Below are 16,612 nucleotides of genomic sequence, written 5' to 3'. Positions count from 1 at the left end.
TCCGTGAACGCCAGCTGCTGGTCGGCGGCGCGGACGGAGGATAGGGGAGACGTGTGCCCGGGTCTGCGGCCCGCACGGAGGGTCCGGTCCGTCGCCATCCGAGCGAGGCGATGCCGCGAGACGTTGCCAGGAGCCGGCGGGAGGGCACGGGTTCTCTGCGTCCGCTGGGCGACGCGGCCATATCCTGCCGCCATGTCTCGCATGTGGCGCCTCGATCAGTTCGTCTTCGGAGACGACGTTCCCGGTGACGAGGTGTACGTGGATGGTGACGGGCTGGAGCTGGTCGACAAGTCGGAGGCGTTGGCGGTCGCGGCCGAGCGGGGAGCAACCCTCTTCGCCGAGTGGCCTCCGAGCGGTGATCCCGAGCCTCTGGCCTGCATCGTCGGCAAGGTCAGCACCCCGCTCCGCTGGGAACAGACACCGCCGGTGGCGCAGGAGCTGGACGAAGCTCTGTGGTTCAGCGGCGCCTGCGGCGAGCGGGACTACCTGGTCGGCAACAGCCACACCTTCACGGGGCGTCTGTCCGCGTGGTGTCCGACCACCGAGGTCAGCTACAGCGTGTCGTCTTCGGAGATCACGGAGATGTCGCTCGAAGCCCGCTACTTCATCAAGGGGTTCCTCCACGGTGCGGAGCCGGACCCACCGATGGACGCTGAGGGCGACACCGACGACGACGACCTCGAGGCTTGGAGGCAGGCGGTTGCCCGCTTCCGACGCAACGGCACCTGGTACGGACGGTGGGGCACGTGCTCGGTGTGTGGGAGCGTGGTCCTGCCGGATCGCGGCGGGGACCGGTGCGAGGTCCATGGGCACGACACCGGAGGCGAACAGGCCTGAGCTCACCCACGCTCAGACCGCTGCCCGCGCCGTCGACAGCGCCTCCCGACCCATCGACTCGGTGGGGTTACGGCTTCTGGCGGCGGCGGGCCCACCAGGTGGGTTCGACGATGGCCTGGTCCCAGTCGATGTCGCGGGCCTCGATGCGCCAGAGGGCGAGGGGGCCCTGGGTGACGTCGACGCCGGCCGCCGCCGCCCGGCGGAGGACGAGCTCGCAAGCCTGGTCGGCCGCTGGGTCCTTGTCGGGGAACCAGGGGAAGAGGCGGACCTTGCGGCCCTCCCGTGGGTGGATCGTGAGGTTGGGGGCGAACTCCTGGCCGTCGACGTGGTCCAGGTCCGCCCAGTCCCATCGGCGCGACCCCTTGCGGTTCGTGCTGGTGATCCCGTCGGCGTCGACGACCACCTCCTGCCGGTGGCGTCCGCGGCGGGCCCAGCCCCACAGGCCCATCAGGGCCGTCGAAGCCACGCAGCCCGCCCACCACAGCGATGGGGACCGGCCGAGGAGCAGGGCGCAGGCCGCGGTCGGGGCGAAGTGCAGGAGCGGCGTGAGCTCGGGGCTGCGGACCACCACGGTCCCGCCGTCGTCGGGAGCCGCCCGCTCGGTGGCGGGAGCCGCCCGCTCGGCCGGAGGCACCACCCCGCCGTCCGCCGTCGATCCGTGCTCGCTCGCCTCCGCCACGGGTGTGAGCGTAGGCGCCCCCAGCGTCGAGGTCAGCGGCCGGCGACGAGGTAGAGGACCAGCGGGACCACCACGAAGGCCACGAAGAGGATGGCCAGGACCCGGTTGGCGGTGCGACGCATGGTCGACCCTACGGGCGCCACGCCGGTCGTCCGGTCCGGGTGCGGACGGATCACCAGATCAGGTGAACGTCCGTGCCCTGACCTGGCGCGACCGCACATCTCGATCTGGCGGCGGCATGATCTTGGGATGGCTGATTACGTGGTGGCGGCGAACGACGATCGGGCGGAGAGCCTCCGTCACGCCATCGGCGGCGGCTCGCAGCTGACCCCGTGCGGGATCATCCCGGCCCGGGTCTTCCCCCGCCAGCCCTGGCCGCCGGAGGGCGACGCCCCTCGCTGCGAGTGGTGCGACCAGCAGGTCAGCGCCCTGCGCCGCCGGGCCGAGGCCGGCCCGCCAGGGGCGGTCGGCGAGCGCCACTCCGGCGGTGGCTTCAGCCGCGGGCCCCGCTCCGAGCGCTGACCCGGCCCGTCGGCGGAGCGCTCAGCTGGCGGGCGCCGCTGCGGCACCGCCTCCACCCGCCGCGGTCCGCCGGTCGAGCTCGCAGAGCAGGGCGTGGATCTGGCGGGTGAGCTCGGTGTTGGTCTTGAGCTCGCGCTCCTGCTCGTTGAAGTCGTGGTCGGCCTTGCGCTGGGCGAACTCCGCCTGGCGGTTCTGGCCGATCATCACGAAGGTCGACAGGAAGATCGCCTCGAGCGAGACGGCCATGGTCAGGAAGTTGAACGGAAACCTGTCGATCCCGAACAGCCCGGTGCTGCACCACACGGCGAACACCACGGCGTGGATGTAGACGAACAGCATCGAGCCGGCGAAGCGGGTGATGGCGTCGGCCACGCGGAGCTGGGCCTTGGCGGCGCGAGCCTCCTCGGCGGCCAGCACGGCGGGGTGGTGGCCGGCCGCCGACGGGGGCTCGGGGGTGGTGGTGGTCATCGGGTTCCGATCGACGGTCCCGCGGCGGGAGCCGCAGGTGCGGTCGCCACGCGACCCGGTGGCCGGCCCGGCGTCAAGGCGCCCCGGGCTCAGACCCGGTCGGCCACGCCCAGCTTCTTCTGGATGGCGGCGCTCAGGGCCGGCGCCAGGCCGCCCAGCGTGGACGCGAGGCGCAGCTCGGTGGGGGACACGAACACCTCGGCGGGGTTCTTGGAGATGGCCCGCACCACGCCGGCCGCGACGTCGGCGGGGGTCTTGGTCCGCACGCCCGGCGGCAGGTCGAGGTCGCCGTCGGCGAACATGCCGGCGTCGCGGATGAAGCCCGGGAGCACGTGGGTGCAGCCGATCCCGGTGCCGTCGAGGTCCTGGCGGAACGAGAGGGCGAAGCCCCGCAGCCCGAACTTGGTGGCGTTGTACATGCGGGTCCCGGGGCTGGCGGCCAACCCCGAGAGCGAGCCGATGAGGACGATCTGGCCCGGCTTGCCGGCGGCGATCCGGGCCTGGGCGTAGGCGTTCGACAGCACGATCGGGCTGCGGAGGTTGACCTCGATCGACTGGTCGATCGCCGCCGAGGTGAGCTCGGCCAACGGCGGGTCGCTGCCGATGCCGGCGTTGGCCACCAGCACGTCGCACGAGGCGGCGCGGGCGGCGAGCCGCTCGACGTCGGCCCGGTTCGCCAGGTCGGCCACCACGACCTCGGCCCCCGTCTCGGCGGCCAGCTGGTCGAGCACGGCCACGTTGCGGGCCGAGAGCACGAGGTTGGCGCCGCGCTCGGCCAGCTCGCGGACCATGGCGGCCCCCAGGCCGCCGCTGGCGCCGGTGACGAGGATCGAAGCTCCGTTGATGTCCATTCGGTCGACCGTAGGCGGGGTCAGGGTCGGGCGCCGAGCACCGCGGCCCAGGCTGCGGCCACCACCAGGTGGCCGGCCTGGGGCACGACGGTCAGCCGGGCGCCGCGGATGCCGTCGGCCCACCAGGACCCGTGGGCCGGGCCCACGATGGGGTCCTCGGCGCCGTACCAGCACGTGGTCGGCGCGGTGATCGCGGCGTGGTCGAAGCCCCAGTCGGCCACCTGGTCGGCCACGATGTCGGCCGCCACGCCCGCCACGCCGGGCGCGAAGCCGCTGCGGACCATGGCGATGGCGGCGGCGCGCAGCTCGGGCCGGGCGGCCAGCAGCGCCTCGTCGGCCGGGCCGCCACCGACCTGGCCGGCGGCCACCTCGTCGTCCTGGGCCACCGCGGCGCCGAGCGGGGCGAAGGCGTCGAGGAGGGCGGCGTAGGCCGACCCCGGGTCCTGGCGGAGCCGGGCGCTCACGGCTCGGTGCTCCTCGGGCACCCACGGGACCTCGGCGTCGGGTGCCGGCGTCCCGATGACGGCCACGCTGCGCACCAGCTCCGGCCGGGTGGCGGCGAGGGCGGCGGCGATGCGGCCGCCGGCGGACCAGCCGACCACGTCCACGGGGCCGGCCTCGAGCGCCTCGACCACCAGGGCGGCATCGGCGGCGTGGCCCAGCACGGTGGGGATCGACCTCGTGGGCAGCGCGGTCGACCCCCCGTAGCCCGCCCGGTCGAACGTGACGAGGCGGCAGCCGGCGCCGGCCGTCGCCTGCGGGTCGGGGTCGAACGACCGTGAGCCCGGTGCGCTGTGGAGGAACAGGGTGGTGGGCCCGTCCTCGGGCCCGGTGACGTCGACGACCAGGGTGCGGCCGTCCGGCGTGGGGACGTGGTGGGTGGTGCGGGAGGAGGTGGTCATGGGAGCAGCGTGCGCGCCACCGGGTGACACCGTCCTGTCACCGTCTCGGGAGATCTGCCTAGGGTCGTGGGCGTGAACCGGACCGACCGCCTGCACGCCATCGGCGAGGCCCTCCGCGCCGCCGGTCCCCGGGGCCTGACGGCGGCGGCGCTGGCCGACCGGTTCGAGGTCGCCACCCGCACCATCAAGCGCGACGTCACCGCCCTGCAGGAGGGCGGGGTGCCCATCGCCGGCATCGGCGGTCCCGGCGGTGGTTACGTGCTCGACGCAGCCGCCACCCTGCCGCCGGTGACCTTCACCGTGGGCGAGGCCATCGCGGTGGCCGTCGCCCTGGCCCGGGCCGACGACCAGCCCTTCGCCGCAGACGGCCGCCGGGCGCTCACCAAGTTGGTGGGCGTGGTGCCGGAGCGGGCCCGTGACGCGGCCGAGACGCTGGCCGGTCGGGTGTGGGTGCGCGGCGCCGCGACCGGGAGCCCCGGAGCCGAGGCCGGTGGCGCGAGCGCGCCACGGTCGGCCCAGCGGGCGGTCGAGGAGGCGGTCCGCACGGGCACCGTGGTGCTCGTCGACTACGTCGACGCCGAGGGCGCGACCAGCATCCGCCGCCCGGTCGAGGCGCTGGGCCTGGCCCACGACGGCTTCCACTGGCACCTCCTGGCCTGGTGCCGGCGCCGCGACGCCGCCCGCTGGTTCCGCCTCGACCGCATCACCGCCGCCCACCCCACCACCGAGCCCGTGGTCCCGCGAGACGTCGCCACCGCCTTCGGCGTCCCGCCCCCCGACGCCGGCCCCGTCACCCTCACCTGACGGCGCGCCGACCGGACGTCGATCGTCGTTGCCCGGCAACGACTTCTGGCCCCTGGGGGCGACGGGCGGCCGGACGGGGGAGGATGGGGGCGATGGACCGGACCTTCGAGGTCGAGGACGTGCTGGGGCCGCCGCCCACGTGGCAGGTGATGGTCAAGCGCGGCCTGCGGCGGCGCTGCCCGCGCTGCGGGGGCGGCGCCCTGTTCGTGCACCGGTTCCGGCTCAAGGACCGGTGCCCCACGTGCGGCTACCGGTTCGAGCGCGAGCCGGGGTTCTTCCTGGGGGCCTGGTTCCTCAACTTCATGGCGCTGGAGACCGTGCACTTCGTGGGGATCATGGCGTTCATCCTCTGGAAGAGCGGCCACCCCCAGGGCGGGCTCATCCTGCCGATCGTCCTCGCCATCGTCACCGGGCTGAGCCTGCCGGTGCTGCTGTACCCGTGGTCGCAGACGGCGTGGGCGGCCATCGACCTGGCCATGACGCCGCTGGAGCTGCAGGAGATCGTCGACGCCGCCGACGCGGTCGACCCGGCGGGCGACGACGGCGGCGGGGCGCGCCCGGGTCAGTAGGCGGTGGTGCGGGCCCGGTGGCGGGGTCGGGCCTTGTAGCGGGGCTCCCCGCCGCGGCTCCACAGCACCTGGTCGAGCCCCATGGCGGTGGCGGGGTGGCCGTCGGCCCGCAGCTGCTGCACCAGCAGCTCGCTGGCGTGGACGGCCACGGCTCGGATCTCGACCTCTTCGGGCGAGCCCGGCGCCAGCAGCTCGCCGGCCTCGATGCGGGCCACCAGGTCGGGCTCGAAGCGCAGCACGCCGTCGACCCGCAGCACGTGGGGCACGAGGTTGTCGGCGAAGATCGTCAACCGGTCGAGGTCGTCGAAGCGGCCCGGCCCGGTGCCGGCGAAGGCCATGGCCAGGTGGGCGCCGGTGATCTGGGCCCGCTTGAAGAGGGGGACGGGCTCGCCGCCGTGCTCGGCCACGTCGTCCCAGCCGTCGATGCCGGCCAGGAGCTCGGCCAAGGTGGCTGCCGAGCCCTCGGCCGACGCCACCAGGTCCTCGAACGAGCCGTCCCAGCGGTCGGCCAGGGCCTCGCCCAGGGATCGCCAGGCCGACGCGAACCACGCCATCAGCTCGGTGGCCGGACCGCCGGGCTCCTGCTCGAACAGGGCCGTGCACCCCTCGACGGTGGCCGCCCGCAGGTCGTCCACCGTGAGCGGGCCCTGCCGGTCGAAGCGGTCCTGCAGGCAGGCGAAGACCGAACGCGAGCCCGACAGGCCGGGCCGCTTCGCCAGGACGGGGAAGAAGCCGGAGCCGAAGTTCACGGCGTTGACCGTGACGACCCACGCGACCAGGCCGGCCCGGTCGACCGCGGGCAGGTCGCCGGGCGCCAGCGTCGGCCGGCAGGCCTGCTCCACCGGGATGGTGGCGGCGTAGGCCGCCAGCGCGCGGTCGTCGATGGTGACGAACGTCGAACGCTGCGCCACCGCAGCCGCGGCCGAGCGGACCCGGTCGGGAAGGGACGCGGCGGACGACGGTCGCTCGAGCACGACGACGAGTAGAACACGCAGATGACCACGGCCGGGCTCTCGCTCTCCGACGGCCGTCCACCGGTCGTCCCCGCCGGGCCGTTCGGGACGGGGAGCGGCCGCATCGACCCCGTCGTGGGGTCGTGACGCTCCCCGACGGCCGCTGGACCCGACGCCGGTTCCTGGGCGTCACCGCCGCCCTGCCGCTGCTGGCCGCGGCGTGCGGCTCGAGCGAGGCGTCGTCCACCGCCGACGGCGCCGGGCCGGAGCGGAAGGCCTACGGGCCGGGCGACTCGCAGTTCGGCGACCTGTGGCTGCCGAACGGGGAGGGCCCGTTCCCGGTGCTGGTCCTGGTGCACGGCGGCTTCTGGAGGGCCGAGTACGACCTCAGCCTCATGGACGACCTGGCGGCCGACGCCCGGGACCGGCGCTGGGCGGTGTGGAACATCGAGTATCGGCGGGTGGGCGAGGACGGCGGCGGCTGGCCGGGCACCTTCGACGACGTGGCCGCCGCCGTGGACCACCTCGCGCCGCTCGCCGCCGACGGCGTCCCGGTCGACATGGCCCGGGTCGCCGTGGCCGGGCACTCGGCAGGCGGCCACCTCGCCGCCTGGATCGCCGACCGCCCCGGCCTGCCGAGCGACGCGCCAGGAGCGGCCCCCGAGGTGCGGCCCATCGCCGTGGTGAGCCAGGCAGGGGTGCTCGACCTGCGTCGCGCCGCCGCCGACGGCGTGGGCGGCACGGCGACGCAGGACCTGCTGGGCGGCGAGCCCGCAGCGGTGGGGGAGCGCTACGACCTGGCGTCGCCCATCGAGCGGCTGCCGTCGGGGGTGCCGGTGCGCTGCGTCCACGGCCGCCAGGACGGCAACGTGCCGTTCAGCCAGTCGCAGCGCTTCGTGGCCGCGGCCGAGGACGCTGGCGACGACGTGGTGCTGGCCCCGTTCGACGGCGACCACTTCACGGTGCTCGACCCGAGCCTGGCGCCGTGGAAGGACACCGTGGCCTGGCTCCGACCTCGGCTCCAGCCGTAGCGATCAGTCAGCCGCGGTGGCGGGGGTGGCGGGTGCCGCCGGCGCCACGGGAGCGAGCCGGCGCCAGAGCAGGCGGGCCGGGAGCCACAGCACGAGGGCGAGCAGCAGCCAGGGGGCGAGGGTGGCGAGGCCGAGGGCGATCGATCGGCCGCCGTCGGTGAAGCGGTCGACCCCGTCGTGCCACAGCTTGGCGAGGCCGGTGCGCTCGGGCGCCGGCTTGGTCACCGAGGTGGCGGAGCCCTTCTCGGACAGCTGGACGGTGAGCGTCGAGAGCGAGGTCTGGTCGTCGAGGACCTTCTGGCGGCCCTGGGCCTGCTCGATCTCGCCCTGCACGGCGGCGAGGCGATCCCGCACCGAGAGGATGTCGGGGATCGACTGGGCCCGGCTGAGCACCAGGTTGATCTGCTCGCGCTCGGCCTGGAGGGCCTTGAGGCGGGAGGCGACGTCGGTGTACTCGCCGGTCACGTCCTGGCTGCCGGTGGTGAGGGCCTGCACGGTGCCCAGCTTCCCGATCTCGGCGACCGCCTTGTCGAACTGGTCGGCGGGGATCCGCAGGGTGAGCGTGCCGCTCGGGTCGTCCTCGAACGAGGAGATCTCGCTGGCCGACACGAACCCGCCCAGGCCGGTGGCGATGCGGGTGAGCCCCGCCGTGCCGTCGGCGAACGAGCCGGCCTGGACCCGGACCTGGAGCGACCCGGTGCGGATGATCTTGGCGTCCGCCGGTGCGCCGACCGGCTGGACCTGGTCGGCCGCGGCGGTGCCGCCGGAGCTGGCGGCGCCCTCGTCGACGGCACGGTCGGCGTCTCCCGTCGACGGGGCGGCGACGGTCGTCGACGCCTCCGGGGCGTCCGCCAGCTGGTCGCTGACCGCCGAGTCGGCCCCGGCGCGGCTCCCGGCGGTGGTCCGCTGGGCGGCCGCCTTCGAGTGATCGGTGCCGTCGTCGGCGTGGCTGCCGATGACCGCGGCCACGGCCACCAGGGCGACCACCGCACCGAGGATCGTGAGGGCTCGGCTGCGGCCGGCGGGGCGGGCGGCGGAGCTGCGGGGCGGGGCGGAGCGGCGCAGGCGAGAGACGGACATGGAGGCCTCCTGGGAGCGGGTCGGGCTGTGACGCCGGCCGCCACGACCTGGTTCCCGACCCCGGTCGTCCCCGTCACCGCCGTACGCTGTGCGGTCCGTGGACCCCTCTGACGCTCCTGCGGCGCTCCCCGGTGACCGGTGCCCGCAGTGCGGCCACGAGGTCGGCGACGCCTGGCTCGTCTGCGCGTGGTGCGGGCAGCAGCTCGCCGCCGCCGCCGAGCTGGTCGAGGGCGCCCGGCTGTCCGACGGCCGCTACCAGATCCTCCGGGTGATCGGCCGCGGCGGGTTCGGCATCACCTACGACGTGGGCGACCGGCGCCTCCAGCGCCGGGTGGCCATGAAGGAGCTGTTCCCCGAGTCGGCCGTGCGCCACGGCTCCCTGGTGCTGACGCCGCCTCAGGGCCGGGCCGGGTTCCGCGCCGCCCGGGATCGGTTCCTGCGCGAGGCCCGGGTGCTGGCCCGCTTCACCCACCCCGGGATCGTCCGGGTCTACGAGGTGTTCGAGGAGCACGGCACGGCGTACCTGGTGATGGAGCTCCTCGAGGGGCGGACCCTGATCGAGCTGCTCCAGCAGCGCGGCAAGGCCTTCCCCGAAGCCGAGGTGCTCGACGTGGCCGGACGGGTGGCGGCGGCCCTCCGGCCCGTGCACGCGGCCGGGGTGCTGCACCGCGACGTCAACCCGTCGAACGTGATGATGACCCACCACGGGCGCATCGTGGTGATCGACTTCGGCCTGGCCCGCGACTACGACCAGGACCAGACGGTGGGCATGACCCGGGTGGTCACGCCGGGCTACGCGCCCATCGAGCAGTACCGCGGCGAGGGCCGCTTCGGCCCTTCCACCGACGTCTACGGCTTGGCCGCCACCTGCTACCGCCTGGCCACCGGCAAGGTGCCGGTCTCGGCGCTCGAAGCGCGACGGCGGCGCCGTGCTGCCCTCGCCGCACCGGCTGAACCCGGCCATCTCCAAGCCGGTCAGCGACGCCATCCTCGACGGCCTCGAGCTGGAGCCGGGCCACCGGCCCCAGGACCTCGACGCCTTCCTGTCCCGGCTCGGGATCAGCCGCCTGCCCGACGGCCCCCGCTCGATCCTGCTCGACACCGTGCCGCCGCCCCCGGCGGAGCCCGACCCGGCACCCGGCCGGCTGGTCCACCCGCCGTCGGCCCCGAGCGCCGATCCCGACGAGCCCGACGACGGCGACGAGTGGCGGCCCTCCGACCCGGTCGCCGTGGCCCCGGCCGGCGATCCCCGCTGGACCGACGACGACGCCGACGACCTCGACGAGCCCGCGGGCGAGGCCGCCCTCGCCGAGCACGAGCCCACCGGCGCCACCGAGGTCATCCGACCGGGAGCGGTGGCCGCCGGCCTGGGCGGCATCGGCGTGGCGGCCGGCGCCGCGTGGTCACCGGTCCCGGACGGCGACGCCACGGTGGCCCGGGGGGCCGACCTCACGGCCGGCCCGGACGGCGACGTCGACGTCGACCGGACCCTCGCCGCGGCGCCGGCCGGGCGCGACGGGACCCGCACCGCGCTCGCGCCGCGCCGAGCTCGACGACGCCACGCGCCCCGACCCGTCGCGGTACGACCCGTCCCGGTACCTGGCCCCGCAGCACGACCTGCGCACCGCCCTGGCCCGGCCGCCGTCGAGCCTGGCGCCGCCGCCGCCGGCGCCCGCCCCCTCCGTCGACCGGCCGGCCGACGGGCGGCTGCCGCTGGCCGTCGGCCCCCACCGCCCGGGACGGCGCAAGCTGACCGTGCCGCTCTTCCTGGTGGCGCTGGCGGCCGGCTCGGCGGCGCCGGTGCTGGTCCTCGCCGTCGTGGTGCTCCTGGTGCTGCCCGCCCTCGCCACGCTGGGCGACTCGGTGGCCCACCGGCTCCGCGCCGAGCACGGCGTGGCGTCGGGCTGGGTCGAGAAGCGGCTGGCGCCCGGGGCCCTGGCGCCGGCCCGGTTCGTGCGCAACCTCCTCTCCAGCACCGTCCGCTCCTCCCCGCTGATCGGGATCGGCGCCGTGCTGGTGGCCGGCTGGTACGGCTTGGACCGGTTCGACCTGGCCCGGCCGCTGCTCGACCTCGTCCTGCGCGGCATCGGTGTCGTCGTCGTGGGCCTGACGGTGCTGACCCAGCGCGACGGCAGCCCTCGCTTCCGCACCGGGCTCGGCCTCGACGAGCTCACCGCCCGCTGGGTGCCCGAGGGGCGCGACCGAGCGGGTCGTGGTCTTCTGGGTGGTGGCCGCCATGCTCGTGGCCGCGTCGCTGTGGCTCAGCCCGGACCCGTTCCCGCTGCCGTGACCGGGGCGCCGGCCTGGCTGGACGAGCTCGCGCTCCCGGCCGAGGGGCCGCCGTGGCTGGCCATGGGCCTCGGCCGCATCCCCGAGCCACGGTGGCTCCTGCCCGACGAGCGCCGGGACGAGGAGCTCGCCGAGCGCCACCGGCTGCTGGCCGAGCAGCACGACGAGGTGGTCGGCTGCCTCCCCGGCACCGAGGCGGCCGGAGCCGAGGTGCTCGACCTGGTGCGGGCCTGGGAGCAGGCGCACCGGCCCGACCTCGCGACGGTGCCGGTGCACCCCGACGGGCACCCACTGGAGGTGGCCGCCCGCCGCACGCAGGAGGACCTGGTGCTGATGGTGCCGCACGGCGGCGCCCACCACCTCGACGCCGCCGTGCTGTGCTTCCCGTCGCACTGGCGGCTGGCCGACAAGCTCGGCGGCAGCGCGGCGGCCATCCACGGGCCCGTCCCCCGCTACGCCGACGACCTGGTCGACAAGGTCGACCGCTTCCTCGACCGGCTGCGCCCCGACGTGCTGGTGGCCCGGCGGAACTGGTCGGTCCACGACGACCCCGCCCTGTTCTCGCCCGACCCGCCGGTCGACCCGCGGCCCGCCACGGCCGACGAGGTGGGGGACCGCTTCTGGCTGCGCAGCGAGCGCCAGACCCTGCGCCGCCTGCCGCAGACCGGCGCGGTGCTGTTCACGATCCGCGTCCAGCAGGTGCCGTTCCACCAGGTGGCCGCCCACCGCCCGTTGGCCGCCTCCCTCGCCGCACGCCTGGCGGTCCAGCCTCCCGAGCTGACCGCCATGAACGGGCTGGCCCCGCACCGCGACGCGGTGCTGGCCTGGCTACGAGCTGCGACCTGACGGGCGCCGTCGGCCGCCGCTCGGGGCGACCGAAGTCGTGCTGCTGGTCCACGGAGCGGCTCGTATCGTCACCCGGGTGAACGACCCGTGGGACTCAACGACCGTGGTGCCGGTGGGCGAGGGGCGCTACGCCGCCACCATCGGCCCGGAGTGGGTGCTGGCGATGGTGCCGCAGGGCGGCGTGCTCGCCGCCATCGCCGCCCGGGCCATGGCCGCCGAGCTGCACGTCGACGAGGGCGCCGTGGTGCAGGCGCTGCGCACCTGCCACGGGGTGTTCGTGAGCCCGGTGCCCGCCGGCGAGGTGCTGGTCGACGTGCAGGTCCTCCGTCGAGGCCGCTCGGTCTCCCAGGCCCAGGCCACCGTGCACGGGCCCGACGGGAGCACCGGCTTCACCGCCCTGGCCGTCTTCGGCACCACCCGCCCCGGCTTCGAGTTCACCGAGCTGCGCTACCCCGACGTGCCCGCCGCCGAGGACCAACCCTCGTTCCGCGACCCGTTCCCGCCCGAGGCGGGCGACATCGAGCGCATCGAGTTCCCGTTCTGGGAGGAGGTGCTGGAGGGCCGGCCGGCGCTCGGGCACCCGTTCTGGGACACCACCAGCGTCCGCGACGAGGCCCAGAGCGCCACCTGGTTCCGCTTCGAGCAGCCGCCGGTCGGCCCCGACGGCCGGCTCGACCCGTTCACCGGGTTCGTGTTCGCCGACGTCATGCCCGGCGCGGTGTTCGAGAAGGTCTCGCCCACCGAGGACCGCTGGTTCGCACCGAGCCTCGACCTCACGGTGCACCTGTTCGGCGCGGCCACGCCCGGCTGGGTGCTGGCCCACTACCGGGCCCACCTGGCCGCCGACGGCTACGCCTCGGTCGATGCCGCGGTGTGGGACCCCCGTGGCGCCGACGGGCCCGAGCTGGTGGCCTACGCCACCCAGCAGATGTTCTTCACCCGCATGGCCTGAGCCCGGGCGCGGCGACGGCCGCCGCCCCGGAGGGCGACGGCCGTCGGCGGTTTGCTCGGTGAGCGGGTGGGCCTAGAGGAAGCCGTTGTCCTCGAGCCACTTCTGGGCCACGTCGGCGGGGTCTTCCTTGTCGACGTCGGTGGCCTGGTTCCACTCGGCCAGGTCCTTGGTGGTCAGCTTGGCGCTGATGGCGTTGAGGGCCTTGGTGAGCTTGTCGCTGGCGATCGACGAGCGGTAGATCGGCACGACGTTCTCGGCGTTCTGCAGGCCCTTGTCGTCCTCGAGGGCGACGATGGTGCCGTCGGAGATCTCCGGGGCGGTGGTGCCGTACTGGGCCAGCTGGATCTCGTCGGCCTTGAGGGCGGCCACGAGCGGGGGCCCGTAGTCGACCGCGGTGAACTTGAGGTCCTTCAAGCCGTAGGTGCCCTGGTAGCCCAAGAGGCAGTCGGGGCGCTCGGCGCACTCGGGGGCGCCGCCCAGGGTGAGGGGGCCGTCGAGGTCGGCGAGGTCGGAGATCTTGGTGACCTCGTTCTCGTCGGCCCAGCTCTTGAGGGCGGTCAGGGCGTTGGCGTCCTGGGCCTCGGCCTTGTCGGCGGCGGCGAGGTCGTCCTTCTCGAGCAGGCCGGTGAGCGTCTTGTAGGTCTCGTCGGCGTCCGAGGAGCCCTTGCCCTTCAGCTCGACGGTGGCGCTGGCCTGGTAGTCGAGCACCAGGTCGACGCTGCCCTTCTTGAGGGCGGCGAAGATCTGGGTCCGGGTCCCGATCGGGTCCTGGATGGTGACGTCGAAGCCCTGGTCCTTCAGGTACTGGCCGTAGACCTGGGCCAGCGTCTTCTGCTCGCTGAAGTCCTGCGAGCTGATGCGGACGGCGGTGGAGCTGCCCGAGTCGCCGTCGGACGAGCTGCCGCCGTCGGACTTCTTGTCGCTGCAGCCCGCCAGGGCCAGGACGCCGACGGCCGCGACGACCGCCAGGGTCCGCCAGCGGCGGGATCGGTGTTGGTTCTGCATGGTTCCCTCCAAGGGAGTGTGTTGGTTGATCGTTGTGACGGGGAGAGGGGTGGTCAGCCGGCGCCGGCGGCGCTGGCGACGTCGGGGGCGCGCACGGTGACCGTGGCGGCGCGGCGGCGGCCCGGCCTGGCCCGGACCCCCTTGGGCACCACCAACCGGGCCACGACGGCGAGCACCAGGTCGGTGCCCATGGCGGCGGCCGCCACCAGGAGGGCCCCGGCCTGGATCTGGTAGATGTCGTCGCCGGCGAAGCCGAAGCGCACGTAGATGCCGAGCCCGCCGCCGCCGAAGAGGGCGCCGAGGGCCTCGGTGGCCACCAGCTGCGTGAGCGCGGTGCGCACGCCGGTGAGGATGAGCGGCAGCGCGAGGGGCAGCTCGACGCCGGTCATGATCTGGCGCTCGGTGAGGCCCATGGCCCGTGCCGAGCTGACGGCGTCGGGGGAGGCCTGGCGCACGGCGGTGTAGGTGTTGGCGAAGATCGGCGGGATGGCCAGCAGGGTCAGCGCGAAGAGGATCGGGTACGGCGCGAAGCCCAGCCCGTTGCGCAGCGAGATCACCACCGCGAAGGCGAGGATCGTGACCGTCGGGATGATGCGGCCCAGGTTCACGATCCAGGAGGCCGCGAGCTCGGCCTTGCGGTGGTGGGCGAGGAAGACGGCCACCGGCACGGTGAGGACCACCGCGATGGCGCCGGCGGCGAGGGCGTGCCAGAGCGTGAGCCACAGGTTGTGGGGGATCGGGCCGGTGATGGTCCGGGTGGAGCTCTCGTGGAGCCACTCCCAGAAGTTGGTGGGCTCCGCGGCCAGCAGGAGGGCGCTCATCGCAGGCCCGCCCGTCGGGACCACGGGGTGGCCAGGCGCTCCACGAGGCGGAGCAGCAGGTCGAGGCCGACCGCCAGCAGGACGGCGAGCCCGGAGCCGACCACGACCTCGGTGGTGAACTCCCGGCGGTAGCCGTCGAAGATGAAGTAGGCCACGCCGCCGAGCTGGATCACCGCCGAGATGCCCACCAGGCCGATGGTGGTCACCGTGGCCACGCGGATGCCGGTGAGGATCACCGGCAGGGCGAGGGGCAGCTCGACCTTGAAGAACCGCTGCACCCGGCCCATCCCCAGGCCGTCGGCAGCATCGATGGCGGCCTGCGGGACCCCGTCGATGCCGGCCACCATGTTCCGCACCAGGATCAGCAGCGTGTAGCTGGTGAGGGCGATGACCGCGGCGGTCCAGTTGCTGTTGTAGGTGACGAGCACGCCGAAGAGCGCCAGCGACGGGATGGTGTAGAGGAAGCCGGCGAAGGTGGTGATCGGCCCGACGGTCCACCGGAACCGGAGGGCGATGGCCGACAGCACCGCGGCGATCGCCGTGCCCAGCACCACCGGCACCACCGTGAGCTCGAGGTGCTGCTTGGTGCGGGTCCAGAGCTCGTCCGGGGTGCGCTCGCGCGTGAAGAGCCACTCCCAGCGGATGATCGGGTTGGTGGCCTGGGTGTCCTCGCTCAGGCCGTGCACGCGGGACCACGCCCACGCCGCGAAGGCCAGGATCGCCACGGCCAGCACGCCGTAGGCCACCCAGCGCCGGGTGCCGGGGGAGCGGGTGCCCGAGGCGAGGGCGGGAGCGGTCAACGGCCCAGCCCTTCCCGGATGGTCTCCAACGAGACCGTCCCGCCGTAGGTGCCGTCGTCGTTGAGCACCACGGCGGTGGAGGAGCGGGCGGTGAGGATGACCTCGAGGGCCTCGCGCAGCGTGGCGTCGGGCCGGACCTGGGCGGCGGCCACCTGCGGATCGAGCTCGCGCACGCTCTCGCCGTGGAAGTCGCTGGCCGGCACCCAGCCCTGGAAGGTGCCGTCGTCGGTGATGCCCAACCACTCGCTGCCGGTGCGGGCCAGCACGGCGCGGGCCTCCTCGGGCGTGGCCGAGCGGCCGACCACCGGTCCCTCCTGGAGGTCCAGGTCGCGCACCCGGGAGAGCGAGAGGCGCTTGATGCTGCGCTCGTGGCCCACGAAGTCGGCCACGAACTCGTTCGAGGGGTTCGCGAGGAGCTCGTCCGGTGCCGCGAACTGCTCGACGATGCCGCCGACGTTGAGCACCGCCACCTTGTCGCCCAGGGAGATCGCCTCGTCGATGTCGTGGGTGACGAGCACGATCGTCTTGTGGACCCGCTCCTGCAGCGAGATCAGCTCGGCCTGCAGCCGGGCCCGCACGATGGGGTCGACCGCGCCGAAGGGCTCGTCCATGAGCAGGACCGGCGGGTCGGCGGCCAGGGCGCGGGCCACGCCCACGCGCTGCTGCTGGCCGCCGGAGAGCTCGGCGGGGTAGCGGCCGAGCATCACGCGGTCGATGCCCACCAGGTCGGCCAGCTCCTCCACCCGGTCCTGGGTCTTGGCCTTGGGCCACTTGAGCAGCGACGGGACGGTGGCGATGTTCTGGGCGATGGTGCGGTGCGGGAACAGGCCGATCTGCTGGATCACGTAGCCGATGCCGCGGCGCAGCTCGGTCACCGACTGCTCTCGGATGTCGGTGCCGCCGATGGTGATCACGCCGTCGGTGGGGTTGATCAGCCGGTTGATCATCCGCATCGTGGTGGTCTTGCCGCAGCCCGAGGGGCCGATCAGCACCGTGATCTCTCCTGCGCCCAGCACCAGGTCGAGCGGGGCCACCGCCGGGGTGGCGCTCCCGGGGAAGGTCTTGGTGACGCCCTTGAGCTCGATGGCTTCGCCGGTCACGGGTGGGCTCCTGCGGTGGTGGTGGAGGCGCGCGGGCTCGACCGGGGGGCCGGGTTGTCGGTGGCTTCACCCTGCGGAGCGCAGATCCCGAAGTGCCACCGCG

The 16,612-nt window shown here is 74.6% G+C and carries 18 protein-coding genes; 8 read left to right on the top strand and 10 right to left on the bottom strand.

The features are described from left to right. Positions 1-192 precede the first annotated feature (192 nt). Entirely contained in the window at positions 193-837 is a 645-nt protein-coding gene (locus KSP35_RS10800; RefSeq protein ID WP_217001686.1) for a hypothetical protein, read from the top strand. A gap of 67 nt (positions 838-904) precedes the next feature. Here KSP35_RS10800 and KSP35_RS10795 read toward each other — a convergent pair whose 3' ends face one another. After that, positions 905-1,516 (bottom strand): hypothetical protein, encoded by a 612-nt coding sequence (locus tag KSP35_RS10795; RefSeq protein WP_217001684.1) that lies wholly within the window; start codon positions 1,514-1,516, stop codon positions 905-907. 249 nt (positions 1,517-1,765) lie between these two features. Here KSP35_RS10795 and KSP35_RS10790 point away from each other — a divergent pair, with 249 nt between their 5' ends. Then, the gene (locus KSP35_RS10790; protein ID WP_217001682.1) at positions 1,766-2,038 is read left to right on the top strand and encodes a hypothetical protein; all 273 of its coding nucleotides are present in this window, start codon (positions 1,766-1,768) and stop codon (positions 2,036-2,038) included. A 21-nt stretch (positions 2,039-2,059) separates the two neighbouring features. Here KSP35_RS10790 and KSP35_RS10785 read toward each other — a convergent pair whose 3' ends face one another. The 3 genes from KSP35_RS10785 to KSP35_RS10775 all read right to left on the bottom strand — a co-directional run bounded on the left by KSP35_RS10785 (position 2,060) and on the right by KSP35_RS10775 (position 4,259). Further along, entirely contained in the window at positions 2,060-2,506 is a 447-nt protein-coding gene (locus tag KSP35_RS10785; RefSeq protein ID WP_217001681.1) for a DUF1003 domain-containing protein, read from the bottom strand. A gap of 89 nt (positions 2,507-2,595) precedes the next feature. Continuing rightward, entirely contained in the window at positions 2,596-3,357 is a 762-nt protein-coding gene (locus tag KSP35_RS10780) for an SDR family oxidoreductase (protein ID WP_217001679.1), read from the bottom strand. Between the two features lie 20 nt (positions 3,358-3,377). Further along, positions 3,378-4,259 (bottom strand): alpha/beta fold hydrolase, encoded by an 882-nt coding sequence (locus tag KSP35_RS10775; RefSeq protein ID WP_217001677.1) that lies wholly within the window; start codon positions 4,257-4,259, stop codon positions 3,378-3,380. Positions 4,260-4,331: 72 nt separating this feature from the next. On the opposite strand from KSP35_RS10775, the gene KSP35_RS10770 reads away from it, so the two are divergent. Then, positions 4,332-5,063, top strand: coding sequence for a YafY family protein (locus tag KSP35_RS10770; protein WP_217001675.1), 732 nt, complete (start codon positions 4,332-4,334; stop codon positions 5,061-5,063). A gap of 92 nt (positions 5,064-5,155) precedes the next feature. Next, the gene (locus KSP35_RS10765) at positions 5,156-5,632 is read left to right on the top strand and encodes a DUF983 domain-containing protein (protein WP_217001673.1); all 477 of its coding nucleotides are present in this window, start codon (positions 5,156-5,158) and stop codon (positions 5,630-5,632) included. On the opposite strand, the gene KSP35_RS10760 is transcribed toward KSP35_RS10765, so the two are convergent. Next, positions 5,626-6,606 (bottom strand): queuosine salvage family protein, encoded by a 981-nt coding sequence (locus KSP35_RS10760; RefSeq protein WP_217001671.1) that lies wholly within the window; start codon positions 6,604-6,606, stop codon positions 5,626-5,628. The two genes, KSP35_RS10765 and KSP35_RS10760, sit on opposite strands and share 7 nt — an antisense overlap. Positions 6,607-6,728: 122 nt before the next feature. Here KSP35_RS10760 and KSP35_RS10755 point away from each other — a divergent pair, with 122 nt between their 5' ends. Then, a complete protein-coding gene (locus KSP35_RS10755) occupies positions 6,729-7,616 on the top strand; it encodes a S9 family peptidase (RefSeq protein WP_217001669.1) in 888 nt (295 codons plus the stop codon). Positions 7,617-7,619: 3 nt separating this feature from the next. On the opposite strand, the gene KSP35_RS10750 is transcribed toward KSP35_RS10755, so the two are convergent. Further along, entirely contained in the window at positions 7,620-8,696 is a 1,077-nt protein-coding gene (locus tag KSP35_RS10750; RefSeq protein ID WP_217001667.1) for a DUF4349 domain-containing protein, read from the bottom strand. A gap of 97 nt (positions 8,697-8,793) precedes the next feature. On the opposite strand from KSP35_RS10750, the gene KSP35_RS10745 reads away from it, so the two are divergent. The 3 genes from KSP35_RS10745 to KSP35_RS10735 all read left to right on the top strand — a co-directional run bounded on the left by KSP35_RS10745 (position 8,794) and on the right by KSP35_RS10735 (position 12,783). Continuing rightward, complete coding sequence (locus KSP35_RS10745) at positions 8,794-10,449, top strand: protein kinase (protein WP_217001665.1); 1,656 nt, start codon at positions 8,794-8,796, stop codon at positions 10,447-10,449. 2 nt (positions 10,450-10,451) lie between these two features. Further along, positions 10,452-11,831 carry a DUF3445 domain-containing protein gene (locus tag KSP35_RS10740; protein ID WP_217001663.1) on the top strand — a complete coding sequence of 460 codons (1,380 nt, stop codon included), beginning with the start codon at positions 10,452-10,454 and terminating at the stop codon, positions 11,829-11,831. Between the two features lie 76 nt (positions 11,832-11,907). Next, positions 11,908-12,783, top strand: coding sequence for an acyl-CoA thioesterase II (locus tag KSP35_RS10735; protein WP_217001661.1), 876 nt, complete (start codon positions 11,908-11,910; stop codon positions 12,781-12,783). A 72-nt stretch (positions 12,784-12,855) separates the two neighbouring features. Here the strand turns inward: KSP35_RS10735 and KSP35_RS10730 are convergent, their stop codons facing one another. The 4 genes from KSP35_RS10730 to KSP35_RS10715 are packed head-to-tail and all read right to left on the bottom strand — an operon-like array spanning position 12,856 to position 16,509. After that, on the bottom strand, positions 12,856-13,788 hold the full coding sequence (locus KSP35_RS10730) for an ABC transporter substrate-binding protein (protein WP_217001659.1): 933 nt from the start codon (positions 13,786-13,788) through the stop codon (positions 12,856-12,858). 53 nt (positions 13,789-13,841) lie between these two features. Then, positions 13,842-14,609, bottom strand: coding sequence for an ABC transporter permease (locus KSP35_RS10725; protein ID WP_217001657.1), 768 nt, complete (start codon positions 14,607-14,609; stop codon positions 13,842-13,844). Beyond that, complete coding sequence (locus tag KSP35_RS10720; RefSeq protein WP_217001655.1) at positions 14,606-15,409, bottom strand: ABC transporter permease; 804 nt, start codon at positions 15,407-15,409, stop codon at positions 14,606-14,608. Before KSP35_RS10720 ends, KSP35_RS10725 begins: the two co-directional genes overlap by 4 nt. Further along, complete coding sequence (locus KSP35_RS10715; protein ID WP_217001653.1) at positions 15,406-16,509, bottom strand: ABC transporter ATP-binding protein; 1,104 nt, start codon at positions 16,507-16,509, stop codon at positions 15,406-15,408. The genes KSP35_RS10720 and KSP35_RS10715 overlap by 4 nt, the downstream gene beginning before the upstream one ends. Positions 16,510-16,612: the final 103 nt, after the last annotated feature.

Source organism: Aquihabitans sp. G128, assembly GCF_019048865.1.
Lineage (GTDB): Bacteria > Actinomycetota > Acidimicrobiia > Acidimicrobiales > Iamiaceae > Aquihabitans.
The sequence above is the reverse complement of the archived record's forward strand: the minus strand, read 5'-3'. Positions and strand labels throughout refer to the sequence as shown.

Excerpts from the sequence above, each read along its gene's own strand:
- KSP35_RS10800 (WP_217001686.1), top strand. The coding sequence starts at position 193 with ATGTCTCGCATGTGGCGCCTCGATCAGTTCGTCTTCGGAGACGACGTT.
- KSP35_RS10790 (WP_217001682.1), top strand. The coding sequence starts at position 1,766 with ATGGCTGATTACGTGGTGGCGGCGAACGACGATCGGGCGGAGAGCCTC.
- KSP35_RS10750 (WP_217001667.1), bottom strand. The coding sequence starts at position 8,696 with ATGTCCGTCTCTCGCCTGCGCCGCTCCGCCCCGCCCCGCAGCTCCGCC.
- KSP35_RS10765 (WP_217001673.1), top strand. The coding sequence starts at position 5,156 with ATGGACCGGACCTTCGAGGTCGAGGACGTGCTGGGGCCGCCGCCCACG.
- KSP35_RS10725 (WP_217001657.1), bottom strand. The coding sequence starts at position 14,609 with ATGAGCGCCCTCCTGCTGGCCGCGGAGCCCACCAACTTCTGGGAGTGG.
- KSP35_RS10775 (WP_217001677.1), bottom strand. The coding sequence starts at position 4,259 with ATGACCACCTCCTCCCGCACCACCCACCACGTCCCCACGCCGGACGGC.
- KSP35_RS10785 (WP_217001681.1), bottom strand. The coding sequence starts at position 2,506 with ATGACCACCACCACCCCCGAGCCCCCGTCGGCGGCCGGCCACCACCCC.
- KSP35_RS10780 (WP_217001679.1), bottom strand. The coding sequence starts at position 3,357 with ATGGACATCAACGGAGCTTCGATCCTCGTCACCGGCGCCAGCGGCGGC.
- KSP35_RS10730 (WP_217001659.1), bottom strand. The coding sequence starts at position 13,788 with ATGCAGAACCAACACCGATCCCGCCGCTGGCGGACCCTGGCGGTCGTC.